The 18,963-nt window shown below is 47.8% G+C and carries 12 protein-coding genes, 1 tRNA gene, 4 rRNA genes and 1 other RNA gene (1 of these 18 cut by a window edge); 15 read left to right on the forward strand and 3 right to left on the reverse strand.

Annotated elements, in window-relative coordinates; genetic code table 11:
* Nucleotides 1–5: 5 nt before the first annotated feature.
* Nucleotides 6–392 carry a winged helix-turn-helix transcriptional regulator gene (locus AC0L13_RS20510; protein ID WP_473642565.1) on the reverse strand — a complete coding sequence of 129 codons (387 nt, stop codon included), beginning with the start codon at nucleotides 390–392 and terminating at the stop codon, nucleotides 6–8.
* A gap of 211 nt (nucleotides 393–603) precedes the next feature.
* On the opposite strand from AC0L13_RS20510, the gene AC0L13_RS20515 reads away from it, so the two are divergent.
* Both AC0L13_RS20515 and ltrA read left to right on the forward strand, forming a co-directional pair.
* A complete protein-coding gene (locus tag AC0L13_RS20515; RefSeq protein WP_473642566.1) occupies nucleotides 604–1,320 on the forward strand; it encodes a 3-ketoacyl-ACP reductase in 717 nt (238 codons plus the stop codon).
* A gap of 611 nt (nucleotides 1,321–1,931) precedes the next feature.
* Nucleotides 1,932–3,194 carry a group II intron reverse transcriptase/maturase gene (gene ltrA, locus AC0L13_RS20520; RefSeq protein ID WP_473642567.1) on the forward strand — a complete coding sequence of 421 codons (1,263 nt, stop codon included), beginning with the start codon at nucleotides 1,932–1,934 and terminating at the stop codon, nucleotides 3,192–3,194.
* Nucleotides 3,195–3,302: 108 nt separating this feature from the next.
* Here ltrA and AC0L13_RS20525 read toward each other — a convergent pair whose 3' ends face one another.
* On the reverse strand, nucleotides 3,303–4,670 hold the full coding sequence (locus tag AC0L13_RS20525) for an aspartate kinase (protein WP_473647188.1): 1,368 nt from the start codon (nucleotides 4,668–4,670) through the stop codon (nucleotides 3,303–3,305).
* 157 nt (nucleotides 4,671–4,827) lie between these two features.
* On the opposite strand from AC0L13_RS20525, the gene AC0L13_RS20530 reads away from it, so the two are divergent.
* Genes AC0L13_RS20530 through thrB form a run of 3 tightly spaced genes read left to right on the forward strand, consistent with a single transcriptional unit; the run spans nucleotide 4,828 to nucleotide 8,083 of the window.
* Nucleotides 4,828–6,126, forward strand: coding sequence for a homoserine dehydrogenase (locus AC0L13_RS20530; protein WP_473642568.1), 1,299 nt, complete (start codon nucleotides 4,828–4,830; stop codon nucleotides 6,124–6,126).
* Nucleotides 6,123–7,181, forward strand: coding sequence for a threonine synthase (gene thrC, locus AC0L13_RS20535; RefSeq protein ID WP_473642569.1), 1,059 nt, complete (start codon nucleotides 6,123–6,125; stop codon nucleotides 7,179–7,181). Before AC0L13_RS20530 ends, thrC begins: the two co-directional genes overlap by 4 nt.
* Nucleotides 7,181–8,083 carry a homoserine kinase gene (thrB, locus tag AC0L13_RS20540; RefSeq protein ID WP_473642570.1) on the forward strand — a complete coding sequence of 301 codons (903 nt, stop codon included), beginning with the start codon at nucleotides 7,181–7,183 and terminating at the stop codon, nucleotides 8,081–8,083. Before thrC ends, thrB begins: the two co-directional genes overlap by 1 nt.
* A 96-nt stretch (nucleotides 8,084–8,179) precedes the next feature.
* Here the strand turns inward: thrB and AC0L13_RS20545 are convergent.
* Nucleotides 8,180–8,272: transfer RNA gene (locus AC0L13_RS20545), tRNA-Ser, on the reverse strand.
* A 368-nt stretch (nucleotides 8,273–8,640) separates the two neighbouring features.
* Between AC0L13_RS20545 and ffs the strand changes: the two genes are divergently transcribed.
* The 10 genes from ffs to AC0L13_RS20595 all read left to right on the forward strand — a co-directional run.
* Nucleotides 8,641–8,907: signal recognition particle sRNA large type (ffs, locus tag AC0L13_RS20550), an RNA gene on the forward strand.
* Between the two features lie 105 nt (nucleotides 8,908–9,012).
* A complete protein-coding gene (dnaX, locus tag AC0L13_RS20555) occupies nucleotides 9,013–10,779 on the forward strand; it encodes a DNA polymerase III subunit gamma/tau (protein WP_473647190.1) in 1,767 nt (588 codons plus the stop codon).
* Between the two features lie 23 nt (nucleotides 10,780–10,802).
* Nucleotides 10,803–11,123, forward strand: coding sequence for a YbaB/EbfC family nucleoid-associated protein (locus tag AC0L13_RS20560; RefSeq protein WP_239433651.1), 321 nt, complete (start codon nucleotides 10,803–10,805; stop codon nucleotides 11,121–11,123).
* An 11-nt stretch (nucleotides 11,124–11,134) separates the two neighbouring features.
* A complete protein-coding gene (recR, locus tag AC0L13_RS20565) occupies nucleotides 11,135–11,731 on the forward strand; it encodes a recombination mediator RecR (protein ID WP_440502316.1) in 597 nt (198 codons plus the stop codon).
* Nucleotides 11,732–11,744: 13 nt separating this feature from the next.
* Nucleotides 11,745–11,963 carry a YaaL family protein gene (locus AC0L13_RS20570; protein WP_473642571.1) on the forward strand — a complete coding sequence of 73 codons (219 nt, stop codon included), beginning with the start codon at nucleotides 11,745–11,747 and terminating at the stop codon, nucleotides 11,961–11,963.
* Nucleotides 11,964–12,049: 86 nt separating this feature from the next.
* Nucleotides 12,050–12,313, forward strand: coding sequence for a pro-sigmaK processing inhibitor BofA family protein (locus tag AC0L13_RS20575; RefSeq protein ID WP_473642572.1), 264 nt, complete (start codon nucleotides 12,050–12,052; stop codon nucleotides 12,311–12,313).
* Between the two features lie 534 nt (nucleotides 12,314–12,847).
* Nucleotides 12,848–14,399, forward strand: a 16S ribosomal RNA gene (locus AC0L13_RS20580).
* A 233-nt stretch (nucleotides 14,400–14,632) separates the two neighbouring features.
* Nucleotides 14,633–17,566 (forward strand): 23S ribosomal RNA (locus tag AC0L13_RS20585).
* An 87-nt stretch (nucleotides 17,567–17,653) separates the two neighbouring features.
* A 5S ribosomal RNA gene (gene rrf, locus AC0L13_RS20590) occupies nucleotides 17,654–17,769 on the forward strand.
* 681 nt (nucleotides 17,770–18,450) lie between these two features.
* Nucleotides 18,451–18,963, forward strand: a 16S ribosomal RNA gene (locus tag AC0L13_RS20595) (it continues 1,039 nt past the right edge of the window).
* The 16S, 23S and 5S rRNA genes sit together here, the layout of an rRNA operon.

An 18,963-nucleotide genomic window follows, 5' to 3' on the forward strand; every position in this document is an offset into this window, starting at 1 on the left:
GTTTTTTAGCTTTCTGAGCCATTATTTTTTTCTTGTTTCAGTTGATTCATTCGCTCCTTTCCCCAATCATACATCATCTCTACGATTGGTAATAATGTCATCCCTAGTTCAGTCATTGAATATTCGACTTTCGGAGGGACCTCTGGAAACACTTCTCTATGAACAATTCCATCCTCCATTAGTTCACGTAATTGATTCGTTAGCATCTTATGGGATATTTTCGGGAAAAGTCTTTGAAGCTCGCTGAACCGATGAGGTCCTTCTACGCCTAAGTGCCATAAAATCACGACTTTCCATTTCCCGCTAATAATCGATAAGGTAAGTTCCTTTTCACAATGGTAGTCATGATTCAATATCCTCTCTTTTACTTCTTCTCTTAATTTATCCGACATAGAGGTGACCTCCTTTCATGTAGTCAGTAACCTTTTGGTAACCTTCGCACAAAAAAGTGCATTCTTCACAATGTAGAAACCCCCGAGTAGAATGGAGTGAGTCATAAAGACAAATCCTACCTTTATAGTAGGCGGCGACCAATCGTGAGTAAAGCATATGTAATTGTTTTCGTCTACAATAAAGCTATCTCAATAAAAGGAGCGGAAAAACATGCAATCAATCGCAGGAAAAGTGGCGTTAATTACTGGAGCAGGGCGTGGAATTGGACGCGCAACAGCATTGGCATTTGCAAAAGAAGGTATTCACGTAGGTCTTGTTGGACGTACGCTTGAAAATTTACAACGAGTCGAAGAGGAGCTTCAACAATTTGAAGTGAAGGTAGCATACGCTGCGGCAGATGTTGCGGATTTAGACTCGATTACATCAGCAGTCGAATCAATCCGTGGCGAGCTAGGTCCAATCGACATTTTAGTGAATAACGCCGGCATTTCAAAGTTCGGCAGCTTCATGGACTTAACGCCTGAAGAATGGACAAATATTATCGATGTCAACGTCAAAGGCGTGTACTACACAACACGCGCGGTATTGCCGGAAATGATCGAGCGGAACACTGGCGACATCATTAATATCTCATCAACGGCTGGTCAAAAAGGTGCACCAATCACAAGTGCATATTCGGCTTCAAAAGCTGCGGTGATCGGAATGAGTGAGTCATTAATGCTTGAAGTGCGCAAGAAAAATATTCGCGTGACAACATTGACGCCAAGTACGGTTGCAACGGATATGGCTGTTGAACTAAACTTGACAGACGGCAATCCTGAAAAAGTGATGCAAGCAGAAGATTTAGCAGACTTAATGGTTGCACAGCTAAAACTTCACCCTCGTGTCGTTTTAAAACATGCTGGGCTTTGGTCAACGAATCCTTAATCGATTGAATTAAAATAGAAAGACGCTATCCACATTCCAGTGGACAGCGTCTTTTTGATTGTGCGCCCAGCATGGGCGTAGTCTATAGGGTGCAAGTCCCGAACTGTGAAGGCAGAAGTAGCAGTTAGCTTAACGCAAGGGTGTCCATGGTGACATGGAATCTGAAGGAAGCGAGCGGCAAACCTCCGGTCTGAGGAACACGAACTTCATATAAGGCTATGTATGATTGGGTGAGTTTGCAATTCAAAACAAAGCCCTTTCTGCCGAAGGTCATATGTAGTAAATGAAGCAGATAGATGGAGGGAAAGACTACGTTCTTACCTGGGGAGGTCTGATTGGTATGCCAAGTACACTTGGTAACCTACTCAGTGATGGGTAGCTGAACAATCAGAAGTCAGCAGACGCCATAGTACCATTCGAACTCGAGAAGAATGGGAAGGGCTGAACAATTAAGAGAGAACAACATCTTGGCATTCAGCAACCTGCGAAGAACACAGATAACCGATAAGGCATGCTTGAAGGAGGAAGTGGTGAATTCCACGGGGGACTTCGAGATGGTGGAGCAGGACTGGCATAAGAAGAACCGTTGTTCACGGAAAGAGGCGTAACGCATGTTGATGGAGCGAATACTGTCACGTGAAAACCTGCTTTCTGCCCTGAAACGGGTGGAGCGCAATAAAGGAAGCCACGGTGTGGATGAAATGCCCGTACAAAACCTACGGAAGCACATCCTAGAACATTGGGAATCCATGAAAATGGAACTTCTTCAGGGAACCTATGAACCGCAACCTGTCCGCAGGGTCGAAATCCCGAAACCTGACGGGGGTGTGCGTCTATTAGGTATCCCTACCGTGATAGACCGCTTTATCCAACAGGCGATAGCCCAAGTATTAACTTCTCTATATGACCCGACATTCTCAGACCATAGTTATGGATTTCGTCCTAATCGAAGTGCTCACGATGGAGTCAGAAAAGCAAGAGGGTACATACAGGAGGGAAATCGCTGGGTTGTCGATATCGACTTGGAGAAATTCTTTGATAAAGTGAACCATGACAGACTCATGGGGACACTTGCGAAACGAATCAAAGATAAACATCTTCTTAGATTAATCCGTAAATATCTCAAATCGGGCATCATGATAAATGGTATCGTGACAATGAGTGAAGAAGGGACTCCGCAAGGAGGACCTTTGAGTCCACTCCTTTCCAACATCGTCCTTGATGAACTTGATAATGAATTGGAGAAGAGGGGGCATAAGTTTGTCCGATATGCCGATGACTGCAATATCTACGTGAGAACACAGAAAGCAGGTAATCGGGTCATGAGCTCCATCACTTCATTTATTGAAGGTAAACTTAAGTTGAAAGTGAACCTGAATAAGTCCGCAGTTGACCGTCCATGGAAAAGGAAGTTTCTTGGCTTTAGTTTCACAAGTGGTAAGGAACCGAAGGTTCGCATTGCCAAGGAAAGTGTGAGGCGAATGAAGAACAAAATCCGTGAAATCACTTCAAGGAAGATACCTTATGCGATGGAATACCGGATCAAGAAACTTAATCAATATCTGATGGGATGGTGTGGATATTTCGCACTGGCTGACACGCCAAGTGTGTTTATTAAATTTGACTCGTGGATTAAAAGAAGACTACGAATGTGTATGTGGAAGAACTGGAAGAAACCAAGTACAAAGGTGAGAAAACTCATTGGACTAGGCGTCCCGAGGGGAAAGGCATATGAATGGGGCAATTCACGTAAAAGTTACTGGAGAATATCTAAAAGTCCGATACTACACAGAACCCTTGGGGACCCGTATTGGAGTTCCCAAGGGCTTAAAAGTCTGATATCTCGTTACGAAGACTTGCGTTATCAATCTTAATTGAACCGCCGTATACCGAACGGTACGTACGGTGGTGTGAGAGGTCGGGAGTTAATCACTCCCTCCTACTCGATTGCATCTTCTAAAAACAAACGAGTGGCTTTATTTTTATGATTGTACATAAGATTTCACGAAAAACTCGTTATACAACTCTTTCAAACTCTTCGTTTCATCCTGTACTTTTACCCCGAAAACAAGGCTGACTTCGGATGAACCTTGGTTGATCATCTCAATGTTGGTGCCGCTTCTCGCAATAGCCGTCGCAGCCCGCGCGGCCAAGCCTGTCGTATATTGCATGCCCTCTCCTACAAGTACGATCATCGAGTAATCATGCTCGACGATGACTGCATCCGGCTCCAATTCCTTATGGATCCGTTCTACAATCCGCTCTTCCTTCTCCTTCGACATGAAACGGCTGCGGATGATGATAGAAAGATTGTCGATTCCTGACGGCGTATGCTCGTATGGAATGTCTTCTTCCTCGAAGATCTGCAAAAGTCTGCGTCCGAATCCAATCTCCAAGTTCATTAAATATTTATCGACGTAAATGGCAGTAAATCCGCTGTCCGCAGCAATTCCGATTACTTGCTGCTCATTATAATCCCGTTCTTTGACGATCAACGTACCTGGTGCTTCAGGATTGTTCGTGTTTTTGATGCTTACAGGGATTGATTTCCGGAAAGCAGGGATGAGCGCTTCGTCGTGGAAAACGGAAAAGCCCGCATATGCGAGTTCCCGCATTTCACGATAAGTCATCTTTTCGATCGCAACCGGGTTTTCGATGACAGTCGGATTGGCAGCGAACACCGAGTCGACATCTGTAAAGTTTTCATAGAGATCTGCTTTCACAGCTGCCGCAATGATGGAGCCGGTAATATCCGAGCCGCCTCGATTGAAAGTACGGAGTGTTCCGTCTTCTGTATAACCAAAAAATCCTGGGAACACAATAATTCCTTTTTCATCACGTAAGTTTGCAAGCCGTTCATCTCCTTCAGGCAATGCCCGAACTCGCTCTGGCCGATCGTTTACGAGCAATCCGCCTTCTCTAGGGCTGACATACTTCGCATCAAACCCAATGTATTGGAAATAGGCGGCAATCAATTTTGCATTATTATCCTCGCCCGCTGCTTTCATCGTATCCATGAACAATAGGGAGTCCTCTTTGTCGCGGGAAAGTCGTTCGCGTAAATCTTGCTCTATTTTATTAATAATGTCACTGTCGAGTCCGAGGCTTTCAGCAATCGAGCTGTACCGACCGACGACTTCCAGCAGATCGCTTTCTGTATCTTCATTTGCCAAAGCCTTCTCGCCAAGTCGGATAAGGAGGTCAGTCACTTTAATATCATCCGAAAAGCGTTTTCCAGGCGCGGAAACAACAACAATTTTACGATCACTGTCAGAAGTTACAATATCGACTACTTTTCTAATTTGATCGGCAGTGGCAACGGAAGTGCCGCCGAATTTACATACCTTCATATTCATCAGATCCAATCTTTAATAAAATTACAATTCATGATATCTTGAACTTTAACATAAATGGGGTTGTTATTGAAAGTTTATTTCTCTATAATGTCCTTATGCGAAGAACGATTGTTTTTTCATAGTGTACATATAGTGAGGAGAATCGTCAAATATGATTAGTGAAATCAATATCGGTTTACTTGGATTCGGTGTCGTAGGCGGCGGTGTAGCTGAAATCCTACATAGGCACCAAGATGACTTGAACCATAAATTAGGTGTTCCTGTAAAGATAAAAAAAGTCCTCGTAAAAGATGCAACGAAAAAACGGGATACGGAACTGTCATCGGACATTTTCATTACAGATCTGGACGAAATAATTGAAGATCCGTCAATCGATCTCATCGTAGAAGTGATCGGTGGAACAATCGAGGCAAAACAAGCCATTGAGAAGTCGCTTCGCGCAGGCAAAGGAGTCGTGACTGCGAATAAAGACGTCATGGCACAATTCGGACATGAATTATTGAAGCTTGCGGATGAACATAAATGCGATTTGTTCTATGAAGCGAGCGTCGGCGGCGGCATCCCGCTCATCCGTACGCTTGAAGACGGTCTTGCATCCGACCGGATCCGTGCACTGACAGGCATCGTAAACGGAACGACGAACTTCATTTTGACGAAAATGAAACACGAAAAGAAAACGTATGAGGAAGCATTGGCCGAAGCGACGGAGCTTGGCTACGCGGAAGCCGACCCTTCAGCGGATGTCGATGGAATTGATGCGGCACGGAAAATGACGATCCTCGCGTCACTTGCCTTTTCAACAGATGTCAGCTTGGACGACGTCTTTGTGAGAGGAATGAAGGAAATCAAAGATGGCGACCTCGCATTGGCGGAACAGTTCGGATTCACTGTGAAAATGGCTGGATTTGCGAAAAAGGATGACGATGGAATCGAAATTTCCGTAGAGCCGGTATTCATCCAAAACTCGCACCCGCTTGCCTCCGTCAATAATGAATTCAATGCCGTTTATGTATATGGCGACACAGTCGGGGAGACGATGTTCTATGGACCGGGAGCGGGTTCATTGCCGACAGCGACTTCTGTAACAGGAGATATTGTTGCAGCGTGCCGCAATTTATTGCTTGGCGTAAACGGAACAAGGCTCCATGCGCCGCAATATGCATACAAAGTAAAAAACGACAACCAAATCATCGGCCGCTATTTGCACAGAATCTCCGTCAAAGACGAAGTGGGCGTTCTGACAAAATTGGCATCGATATACAGCAATCATGGCGCAAGCCTTGCAACCGTCGTCCAGCATGAAGGGGACAACAATGGCGGCGTCGACTTGATCATGATTACACATAGCATTTCGAGGCAACAGCATTTAGACATCATGAATGAACTGCATAACACACCGGAAGTGAATGGTGTTGTTAGCTACTACCGAGTGGAGGGTGAAACGCGATGAGAAGATGGAACGGATTAATCGAAGAATATAAAGAATGGTTGCCAGTGACGGAGAATACGCCAGAGCTGACATTGCAAGAAGGGAATACACCGCTCATCCATTTGAAAAATCTCTCCGAACAATGGGGCATCAATCTTTACGTAAAGACAGAAGGGACAAACCCGACAGGCTCTTTCAAAGATCGCGGCATGGTAATGGCCGTCGCTAAAGCGAAAGAGGAAGGGAAAACCGCGCTCATTTGCGCCTCCACGGGCAATACATCCGCTTCAGCAGCGGCGTACGGCGCACGCGCAGGGATGCGGACAATCGTTGTTATCCCGGAAGGACGGATTGCGCTTGGGAAATTGGCGCAGGCGAAAATGTACGGTGCGGAAATCGTGGCGATCGAAGGAAACTTCGACGAAGCGCTGCGCATGGTCCGTGAAGCTGGCGAAGGGAAAATTGCTCTTGTGAATTCAGTGAATCCGTACCGGTTGGAAGGACAAAAGACAATTGCTTTCGAAACGATTGAGCAATTAGGGAAAGTACCGGATATTTTTGCGTTGCCGGTCGGGAATGCAGGGAATATTTCTGCTGCTTGGAAAGGCTTTAAGGAATATGACGAGAAGAAAGGATCAGGCACTCCGAAGCTGTTAGGCGTACAGGCGGATGGAGCAGCTCCGATCGTTTACGACCGTGTATTTGAAGAACCTGAAACGGTCGCAACAGCCATCCGGATCGGGAATCCCGCAAGCTGGCATTTGGCGACAGCGGCTCTTGAAGAGTCAGACGGGGCGATCCTTTCTGCAACGGACGAGGAGATATTGGAAGCATATCGTCTTTTAGCTTCGACGGACGGTATTTTTGCAGAGCCTGCTTCCTGTGCAACGATTGCAGGCATTAAGAAACAACTCGATGCAGGACTGATCGAGAAAGGGACGACGATTGTAGGTGTGCTGACAGGAAACGGACTGAAGGATCCTGAAACAGCGATTAAAGTAAATGAAGGGCAACCATTCCTCTCTAGGGAGCAGTTCGATGCATTTTTGAATGATGTAAAGGCAGGGGCAAACTGATGGAGGCACCATTATTCACGGTCGTCGTCCCAGCTACGACAGCGAATTTGGGACCTGGGTACGACAGTGTCGGGATGGCGCTTTCCTTGTATATGACCGTCGAGGTAAAAGAGGCGTTGGAATGGAATGTCCACTACGACGGAGAAGAATATGACGGTTTGGCGAACGATGACACGAATTTGATCGTCCGAACGATTCAAGACGTGGCGGGAAGGCATGGCAAGGAAGTCCGTCCATACGCTTTGCGCGTCATTTCCGACATTCCTCTCGGCAAAGGACTCGGCAGCAGCGCAACCGCCATCGCTGCCGGAATTGAAATTGCTAACGAGCTGCTAGATTTATCATTGACACCAAAAGAAAAAGTAGCACTCGGCAGTGAAATTGAAGGCCATTCAGATAATGTAGCCGCTGCCCTTTTAGGAGGCGTGACAGTCGCCTATTTCATAGAGAATGAATTAGAAGTCGTCCAGCTGCCGCAGCCGGTAATCGGAGTAATCATTCTCGTTCCGCCAAATGCGTTGAAGACTTCGGAGTCTAGAGGGCTTCTTCCCATGGAACTGCCCCATTCAGTGGCATCTGCGGGGAATGCTGCGAGCAACGTCATGCTGACCGCCATGGCGCTTGGAAATTGGGAGTTGGCCGGCAAGATGATGGAGAAGGACATTTTCCATGAACAATACCGGAAACCGTTGCTACAAGACTTTGATCAAATACGCAATTTTTGTCATGAATTAGGGGCATACGGGATGACAATCAGCGGCGCAGGCCCTTCTATGTTCGTAGCAGTGAAGGAAGGGAAGCAGGAGGAAATTGCGAAGCAGCTGGAAAAAGAATTTCCATATTACAGAGCGATTGCAATTACACCATCTCCTATCGGTTCTACAATACAAAAAGATGCCTAGCCAATGGGTGGCCGGGCATCTTTTTTTACTATAAAAAAAAATCCATTACATTTAATGTAACAGATTTCTCCAACTTATGCGCTTTTTTAAAATGTATGGCGGAGGAAGAGGGATTCGAACCCCCGCGGGCTTTAACACCCCTGTCGGTTTTCAAGACCGATCCCTTCAGCCGGACTTGGGTATTCCTCCGTATCAACAAAACATAATTTATCATGGTTTAATACAAGGTGTCAACTACTTATCTGCACCTCTTTTAAGAAAATATATTCAGGGAAATCTGTCTACTTTCTTTGTTTTTATAGATACATTCAAGAAACGCATTAATCCAAAGAAAAACGCATAAATCCTTCTAAAAGCACATTAATGCAATTAATAACGCATAAATCTTATAAAAAGCTCATAAACAACAGGAAATACGCATAACCCCGTTTACACACGCATAAACGTAAAAGGTTTTACAGGATAAAAGAAGTTTCGGTGTCCACCTGTATGAGATACCTGTCCTATTCTGTGAGGACGGGTTGATTTTATCCACAGAAACATGTATACTAATAAAGCCGTGCTAGGTGGGGAGGTAGCGGTGCCCTGTAACTTGCAAGCCGCTCTAGCAAGACTGAATTCCTTTCCCAAGGCTGTTCGCATGTAGGGTCTGCCTCTTGCACGTAGTGTTGACGTCTGGGTCCTGCGCAATGGGAACCCATGAACCATGTCAGGTCCGGAAGGAAGCAGCATTAAGTGGACTTTCTCATGTGCCGCGGGGCAGCCTAGGCTGAGCTGTCGACAGGAGTAACGCTTATGTGCGGCAGTCGAAGGAAGGTGCACGGCATTAATTTTACAAACTCAACTCGTCCGTTTATCGGGCGGGTTTTTTTGTGTATCTATGTTATAATAAAAACACTATTGCATCGTAAAGGAAAGGAGGGGGAATGGTGGTATATCAAGCTTTTTATCGTGTCTACCGTCCGCAGTCCTTCAGCGAAATGTCCGGCCAGCGACACGTAAAGCAAACATTGCAAAACGCCTTGCTGCACAATAAAACGTCCCATGCCTATTTGTTTTCAGGACCGAGGGGGACGGGAAAGACGAGCGCCGCGAAGGTTTTTGCAAAGGCATTGAATTGTGAGAACGGCCCCGCCAGTGAGCCGTGCAATGAATGTCCGACATGCATTAGCGTGACAGAAGGGTCGAATACAGATGTTATCGAATTCGACGCTGCTTCGAACTCGCGAGTGGAAGAAATACGGGATATTATCGAGAAAGTAAGATTTGCCCCATCGAATGCTCGCTTTAAAGTCTATATCATCGATGAAGTGCATATGTTATCCAATTCAGCGTTCAATGCGCTGTTAAAGACGTTGGAAGAGCCGCCGCCGCACGCGGTATTCATCTTGGCAACGACAGAGCCTCATAAGCTTCCGTTAACCATCATTTCCCGCTGTCAACGTTTTGATTTCAAACCGATTACGTCGGCTGAAATCGTTGATCGGATGAAGCAAGTGTTGGATGATGCTGGTATCGAGGCGGATGAAGGGGCATTGAAGGTTATTGCACAAGCCGCGTCAGGCGGAATGCGTGATGCACTCAGCATGCTTGATCAAGTCGTGTCCTTCAGCGGCGAACGTCTGACAGCGGAAAGCGCACTGCTCGTCACGGGATCGATCGGGGAAGATATTTTCTATCAATTAGCGGAAGCACTGCTGTCAAAAGACGCCGCAGCCGCATTGACAATGCTTGATCAACTCATTGCCGAGGGGAAGGATGTATCGCGCCTGGCAGAGGACCTCATAACATTTTTCAGGGATCTCCTTCTATTAAGAACCGCTCCGGATTTAATCGACCTGCTTGAATTGATTTCGGGGGATGAACGATTCGTATCCATGTCGAACGCATTCGAACCGGAAACCCTTTATTCATTCATAGACATCCTTTCGAAAACACAACAGGAAATGCGTTTTTCAAACCATGCGAAAGTGTATGTGGAGTCGGCATTGCTGAAAATGATCCATCTGGAAGGGCCAGCTGTACAAGCTACTGGCAATCAAGCGACCGATCCTTACCTCGCGCAAAAGGTGGAGAGCTTAGAACGGATCATTGCAGACCTCCAGCAACAGCTTGCTAATGGGGTCCGTCCCGCGGAAGGCGCACCGGCTTCCGCACAGCCGAAGAGAAATGCTTCGAAATCATCCCAAGCATTCAGAATACCGACCGGTAAAATAAATGAAGTGCTGAAAGGTGCCACCCGTCAAGACATTCAAGTAATTCGGGAAGAGTGGGCGACGATGATGCAAACGTTGCAAAGATCCCACTCGGCGCTCCTTGAAGAAACTGAACCTGTAGCGGCATCTGACAATGCTTTTGTGTTAAAATTCAAGTATGAAATCCATTGCCTGATGGCTTCGGAAAATTCCTCGCTCCGGTCTGGCTTATCGGAAGCCCTCCGCACACGAACCGGCAAAGCATATGATGTCGTGTATGTACCGGAGGACGGTTGGCTAAAGGTTAGAGAGGAGTTTATCCGGAATAATGGTTTGATGAAGCAACAGGATAGTACGGATGAGACAGCTGGCGAGGAGAAGGATGGAGCGGAGGAACTCCCTTCATTCGTTCAGGAAGCCGAGCAGTTGAATGATGATCCGATTGTTGCGGAAGCGGAAAGAATGTTTGGCAAGGAATTCATAAAAGTACATGATGATTAAACAAAATTGAGGAGGAAATCACTATGCGTGGTATGGGAAATATGCAAGGCATGATGAAGCAAATGCAGAAAATGCAAAAGAAAATGGCGGAAGCCCAAGAAGAACTAGGTGAAAAGCGTCTTGAAGGAACAGCGGGAGGCGGAATGGTGAAAGTTGTCGTTTCAGGCCATAAGGAAGTGCTTGAAGTTGTCATCGATCCATCAGTCGTCGATCCGGAGGACGTGGAAATGCTGCAGGACCTTGTTGTGATTGCTACAAATGAAGCGATGAAGCAAGCTGAAGAACTAACGAACTCCACAATGGGGCAATTCACGAAGGGATTGAACCTGCCTGGAATGTTCTAGGAGGAAAAGACATGCATTATCCTGAACCGATATCGAAACTGATCGATAGTTTCATGAAACTGCCAGGCATCGGCCCGAAAACAGCGGGTCGTCTGGCGTTTTTTGTATTAAGTATGAAAGAAGATACAGTTCTCGACTTTGCCAAGGCGCTAGTCGATGCAAAACGGAATTTGCGTTTCTGCTCGGTCTGCGGGCATATAACCGATATAGATCCATGTCAGATATGCCAAGACCAATCTCGTAACCGGTCCATGATCTGCGTCGTCCAAGATCCAAAAGATGTGATTGCAATGGAAAAGATGAGGGATTACAACGGTCTGTACCACGTACTGCATGGTGCAATCTCTCCGATGGACGGTGTTGGGCCTGAAGATATCAATGTTCCTTCCTTATTGACCCGGCTTCAAGATGAAGAAGTGGAAGAATTGATTTTAGCGACAAACCCGACAATCGAAGGGGAAGCGACAGCAATGTACATTTCGAGACTAGTAAAACCGTCAGGCATCACGACTACGAGAATTGCACATGGGCTTCCTGTCGGAGGAGATTTAGAATATGCGGATGAAGTGACGCTATCGAAAGCACTTGAAGGACGCAGAGAATTATAGGAGGTCAACGTCGATGTTTGGCCGAAAGAGAAAATTAAAAAGGGAATTCGATGCCCAGCTTTACAACTTGCTTCTCGAAACGAAGGAAGAGTGGGAGCGGGCGAGGGAAATTGAGAAGTATTTGAATGATTATGATCAAGAAGTGTTGGTACGAAGGAAGATAGCTGAAAGTAAGTACTTTCATTTATTCAAAGAAGCAAAGGAACGTCAGCTTCGCATAGATCGCGGATGAGCCTTGGCAAAACGAGAGCTGGACGAACGTGATAATTTTCTAGGGGAGCGCATAGAGTGGACTATTAGTCGAAAGGAGCGCTTTCCATGAAATTTATCGGTATCGCCATCATCGGAGTTATTCTATTACTACTATTAATGATGGATAAAAAACAATTGAAGAAATTGTCCGAGCGTCTATCTGTATTTTGGTTCCGTTTGGCATTTGCATTTCTCGCACTATTTATCTTGAATATTGTCGGTGGCTTTATTGGAATTTATTTTCCGGTGAATATTGCATCCGGGCTCCTTTTAGCCGTATTGGGAATACCAGGCTTCGCTGCGTTATTCGCGTTTGCGGTTTTTCTATGATGAATGTCTCTTCTATATAGAAGGGGCATTTTTTTATATGAGGGTATAAAATATAAGTTATTGCCATCCTTCACTTAAACTACAAGGAACTGCAATTGCCCAAACAGCTAGTAAAGTATAAAAGGATATCTAACTCTAATAAGGGAATAAGGGTTGACTCTTGAATACCCTCTATAGAAGTTGATTAGTAAATGATAAGATGTCAAAAGAAATTGTTTTTTTAATAGGTATTGCGCTTAAGAAGAGGAGATGTTATATTAATATCCTCGCGTTTCCGGTAAGTGAATAACTACTCCAAAACAGCTTAAAACTTTTTGAAGAAAGTTATTGACAAAGGGATTGCGAAGATGGTATTATATAAGAGTTGCTTCTGATGAAGCGGCGCACAATGAACCTTGAAAACTGAACAGCAAAACGTCAACAAATAAAGTCTCATAGCCGACCCCGTCGGTGAAGAGACAAAACGAATCTTCGGATTCAAAATTGACATCTTAAATGATGCCAGCAAGAAACTCGAGCTACTCGAATTTCTCTATTATGGAGAGTTTGATCCTGGCTCAGGACGAACGCTGGCGGCGTGCCTAATACATGCAAGTCGAGCGGATTGAAGGGAGCTTGCTCCCTGATATTAGCGGCGGACGGGTGAGTAACACGTGGGCAACCTGCCCTGCAGATGGGGATAACTCCGGGAAACCGGGGCTAATACCGAATAATCGGTTCTTCCGCATGGAAGAACTCTGAAAGACGGTTTCGGCTGTCACTGCAGGATGGGCCCGCGGCGCATTAGCTAGTTGGTGGGGTAACGGCCTACCAAGGCGACGATGCGTAGCCGACCTGAGAGGGTGATCGGCCACACTGGGACTGAGACACGGCCCAGACTCCTACGGGAGGCAGCAGTAGGGAATCTTCCACAATGGACGAAAGTCTGATGGAGCAACGCCGCGTGAGCGAAGAAGGTTTTCGGATCGTAAAGCTCTGTTGCGAGGGAAGAACAAGTACGGGAGTAACTGCCCGTACCTTGACGGTACCTCGTCAGAAAGCCACGGCTAACTACGTGCCAGCAGCCGCGGTAATACGTAGGTGGCAAGCGTTGTCCGGAATTATTGGGCGTAAAGCGCGCGCAGGCGGTCCTTTAAGTCTGATGTGAAAGCCCACGGCTCAACCGTGGAGGGTCATTGGAAACTGGAGGACTTGAGTACAGAAGAGGAAAGCGGAATTCCACGTGTAGCGGTGAAATGCGTAGAGATGTGGAGGAACACCAGTGGCGAAGGCGGCTTTCTGGTCTGTAACTGACGCTGAGGCGCGAAAGCGTGGGGAGCAAACAGGATTAGATACCCTGGTAGTCCACGCCGTAAACGATGAGTGCTAAGTGTTAGGGGGTTTCCGCCCCTTAGTGCTGCAGCTAACGCATTAAGCACTCCGCCTGGGGAGTACGGCCGCAAGGCTGAAACTCAAAGGAATTGACGGGGACCCGCACAAGCGGTGGAGCATGTGGTTTAATTCGAAGCAACGCGAAGAACCTTACCAGGTCTTGACATCCCGCTGACCGGTGTAGAGATACGCCTTTCCCTTCGGGGACAGCGGTGACAGGTGGTGCATGGTTGTCGTCAGCTCGTGTCGTGAGATGTTGGGTTAAGTCCCGCAACGAGCGCAACCCTTGATCTTAGTTGCCAGCATTCAGTTGGGCACTCTAAGGTGACTGCCGGTGACAAACCGGAGGAAGGTGGGGATGACGTCAAATCATCATGCCCCTTATGACCTGGGCTACACACGTGCTACAATGGACGGTACAAAGGGCTGCGAACCCGCGAGGGGGAGCCAATCCCATAAAACCGTTCCCAGTTCGGATTGCAGGCTGCAACTCGCCTGCATGAAGCCGGAATCGCTAGTAATCGTGGATCAGCATGCCACGGTGAATACGTTCCCGGGTCTTGTACACACCGCCCGTCACACCACGAGAGTTTGTAACACCCGAAGTCGGTGGGGTAACCCTTACGGGAGCCAGCCGCCGAAGGTGGGACAGATGATTGGGGTGAAGTCGTAACAAGGTAGCCGTATCGGAAGGTGCGGCTGGATCACCTCCTTTCTAAGGATAATTACGGAATATGAACCTCCGGTTCATACGTTGACGTTTTGCGTTCAGTTTTGAAGGTTCATCTTCTGATGATCTTTCAAAACCTTGTTCTTTGAAAACTGGATAAAACGACATTGAAGCAACAAAACATCAAGTAATCAACCGAGTCGATCACATAGTGATTGAACAAGCAATACTTTTTTAACGATTCTCGGATCCCATATCGCTATGGGTGAAGGAATGAAGGTTAAGTTAGAAAGGGCGCACGGCGGATGCCTTGGCACTAGGAGCCTATGAAGGACGGCACTAACACCGATATGCTTCGGGGAGCTGTAAGTAAGCTGTGATCCGAAGATTTCCGAATGGGGAAACCCACTGCCCGTAATGGGGCAGTACGTTCACGTGAATACATAGCGTGAACGAGGCACACCCGGAGAACTGAAACATCTAAGTACCCGGAGGAAGAGAAAGAAACATCGATTCCCTTAGTAGCGGCGAGCGAAACGGGAAGAGCCCAAACCAGGAAGCTTGCTTCCTGGGGTTGTAGGACACTCTATACGGAGTTACAAAGGGACGGATTAGACGAAGCGGCCTGGAAAGGTCCGCCATAGCGGGTAAAAGCCCCGTAGTCGAAAGTTCGTCCTCTCCAGAGTGGATCCTGAGTACGGCGGAACACGTGAAATTCCGTCGGAATCCGGGAGGACCATCTCCCAAGGCTAAATACTCCCTAGTGACCGATAGTGAACCAGTACCGTGAGGGAAAGGTGAAAAGCACCCCGGAAGGGGAGTGAAAGAGAACCTGAAACCGTGTGCCTACAAGTTGTCAGAGCCCGTTAATGGGTGATGGCGTGCCTTTTGTAGAATGAACCGGCGAGTTACGATTCCATGCAAGGTTAAGCAGCGAATGCGGAGCCGCAGCGAAAGCGAGTCTGAATAGGGCGAATGAGTATGGGGTCGTAGACCCGAAACCAGGTGATCTACCCATGTCCAGGGTGAAGGTAAGGTAACACTTACTGGAGGCCCGAACCCACGTACGTTGAAAAGTGCGGGGATGAGGTGTGGGTAGCGGTGAAATTCCAATCGAACCTGGAGATAGCTGGTTCTCTCCGAAATAGCTTTAGGGCTAGCCTCAAACGAAAGAATCTCGGAGGTAGAGCACTGTTTGGACTAGGGGCCCATCCCGGGTTACCGAATTCAGACAAACTCCGAATGCCGATGATTTATGTTTGGGAGTCAGACTGCGGGTGATAAGATCCGTAGTCGAGAGGGAAACAGCCCAGACCGCCAGTTAAGGTCCCCAAGTATCCGTTGAGTGGAAAAGGATGTGGCGCTGCCCAGACAACCAGGATGTTGGCTTAGAAGCAGCCACCATTTAAAGAGTGCGTAATAGCTCACTGGTCGAGTGGCGCTGCGCCGAAAATGTACCGGGGCTAAACGGATCACCGAAACTGCGGATTGACACCTATGGTGTCAGTGGTAGGAGAGCGTTCCAAGGGCGTCGAAGCCAGATCGTAAGGACTGGTGGAGCGCTTGGAAGTGAGAATGCCGGTATGAGTAGCGAAAGAAGGGTGAGAATCCCTTCCACCGAATGCCTAAGGTTTCCTGAGGAAGGCTCGTCCGCTCAGGGTTAGTCGGGACCTAAGTCGAGGCCGAAAGGCGTAGACGATGGATAACAGGTTGATATTCCTGTACCACCTCCCCGCCGTTATCAGCAATGGGGGGACGCAGAAGGATAGGGTGAGCGCGCTGTTGGTCATGCGCGTCCAAGCAGTGAGGTGTGGAACGAGGCAAATCCCGTTCCTATAACATTGAGCTGTGATGGCAAGGGGAATTGTCCCCGGAGTCCCTGATTTCACACTGCCAAGAAAAGCCTCTAGCGAGGCGGGAGGTGCCCGTACCGCAAACCGACACAGGTAGGCGAGGAGAGAATCCTAAGGTGATCGAGAGAACTCTCGTTAAGGAACTCGGCAAAATGACCCCGTAACTTCGGGAGAAGGGGTGCTCTGGTAGGGTGTTAAAGCCCGAGAGAGCCGCAGTGAATAGGCCCAGGCGACTGTTTAGCAAAAACACAGGTCTCTGCAAAACCGTAAGGTGACGTATAGGGGCTGACGCCTGCCCGGTGCTGGAAGGTTAAGAGGAGAGGTCAGCGCAAGCGAAGCTTCGAATTGAAGCCCCAGTAAACGGCGGCCGTAACTATAACGGTCCTAAGGTAGCGAAATTCCTTGTCGGGTAAGTTCCGACCCGCACGAAAGGCGTAACGATCTGGGCACTGTCTCAACGAGAGACTCGGTGAAATTATAATATGCGTGAAGATGCGCATTACCCGCGACAGGACGGAAAGACCCCGTGGAGCTTTACTGTAGCCTGATATTGAATTCCGGTGCAGCCTGTACAGGATAGGTAGGAGCCTTGGAATCCGGAGCGCCAGCTTCGGAGGAGGCAATGGTGGGATACTACCCTGGCTGTATTGGACTTCTAACCCTTGCCCGTGATCCGGGCAGGAGACAGTGTCAGGTGGGCAGTTTGACTGGGGCGGTCGCCTCCTAAAGTGTAACGGAGGCGCCCAAAGGTTCCCTCAGAATGGTTGGACATCATTCGTAGAGTGCAAAGGCATAAGGGAGCTTGACTGCGAGACCTACAAGTCGAGCAGGGTCGAAAGACGGGCTTAGTGATCCGGTGGTTCCGCATGGAAGGGCCATCGCTCAACGGATAAAAGCTACCCCGGGGATAACAGGCTTATCTCCCCCAAGAGTCCACATCGACGGGGAGGTTTGGCACCTCGATGTCGGCTCATCGCATCCTGGGGCTGTAGTCGGTCCCAAGGGTTGGGCTGTTCGCCCATTAAAGCGGTACGCGAGCTGGGTTCAGAACGTCGTGAGACAGTTCGGTCCCTATCCGTCGCGGGCGCAGGAAATTTGAGAGGAGCTGTCCTTAGTACGAGAGGACCGGGATGGACACACCGCTGGTGTACCAGTTGTCTTGCCAAAGGCATCGCTGGGTAGCTATGTGTGGACGGGATAAATGCTGAAAGCATCTAAGCATGAAGCCCCCCTCAAGATGAGATTTCCCATTACATTTGTAAGTAAGATCCCTCAAAGAAGATGAGGTGGATAGGTCCGGGGTGGAAGCGTGGCGACACGTGCAGCTGACGGATACTAATCGATCGAGGACTTAACCTTATCAGTTAAGAAGTACGGTTGAACTTGAGTTCAGCAACAATGTTGGTTTTATCCGGTTTTGAACGAACAAGCATCGTTCATACATAGTCTGGTGACGAAGGCGAAGAGGTCACACCCGTTCCCATACCGAACACGGAAGTTAAGCTCTTCAGCGCCGATGGTAGTAGGGGGCTTCCCCCTGTGAGAGTAGGACGTCGCCGGGCAAAGGCCATCCCCTGTGGGGATGGTTTTTTATGTTTAACAATATAACCGAAGGTTGTATATAAGTCATACCCGTACCTATTCCGAACGTGGAAGTGAAGCACTTTAACGTCGATGGTAGAAAAGCGGATTGGTATGCCGATTCTCTGTAAGAACCATCATCAACAGCGTTGGCTTGATCTACTTCTGTCAGATAGTGCTAAACAAGGTGCGACTGAGCTATATGAAATGAGGTTCATCGGTTTCGAATGGAAGATTTGACAAGGATTCGATATGCTAGGAAGCAAAAAAGTAGCAGGACGCAAATTGCATAGCTGGTTGCATTATCAATGACAACAGTTTATTTTAGAGGCTAATTGCTTTTCTTGAAAAAAGGTGTTGCAATTAAAAGGACAGGCTGGTATAGTAATAAACGTTGCGTTTCCGGTAAGTGAATAACTACTAAAAACAACTTACAAAGTTTTTTAGAAAAGTTGTTGACAAACGAATCGTAAAGATGGTATTATATAAGAGTTGCTTCTGACAAAGCGACGCACAATGAACCTTGAAAACTGAACAGCAAAACGTCAACAAATAAAGTCTCATAGCCGACCCCGTCGGTGAAGAGACAAAACGAATCTTCGGATTCAAAATTGACATCTTAAATGATGCCAGCAAGAAACTCGAGCTACTCGAATTTCTCTATTATGGAGAGTTTGATCCTGGCTCAGGACGAACGCTGGCGGCGTGCCTAATACATGCAAGTCGAGCGGATTGAAGGGAGCTTGCTCCCTGATATTAGCGGCGGACGGGTGAGTAACACGTGGGCAACCTGCCCTGCAGATGGGGATAACTCCGGGAAACCGGGGCTAATACCGAATAATCGGTTCTTCCGCATGGAAGAACTCTGAAAGACGGTTTCGGCTGTCACTGCAGGATGGGCCCGCGGCGCATTAGCTAGTTGGTGGGGTAACGGCCTACCAAGGCGACGATGCGTAGCCGACCTGAGAGGGTGATCGGCCACACTGGGACTGAGACACGGCCCAGACTCCTACGGGAGGCAGCAGTAGGGAATCTTCCACAATGGACGAAAGTCTGATGGAGCAACGCCGCGTGAGCGAAGAAGGTTTTCGGATCGTAAAGCTCTGTTGCGAGGGAAGAACAAGTACGGGAGTAACTGCCCGTACCTTGACGGTACCTCGTCAGAAAGCCACGGC

The organism is Sporosarcina sp. QA0331 (assembly GCF_055808055.1).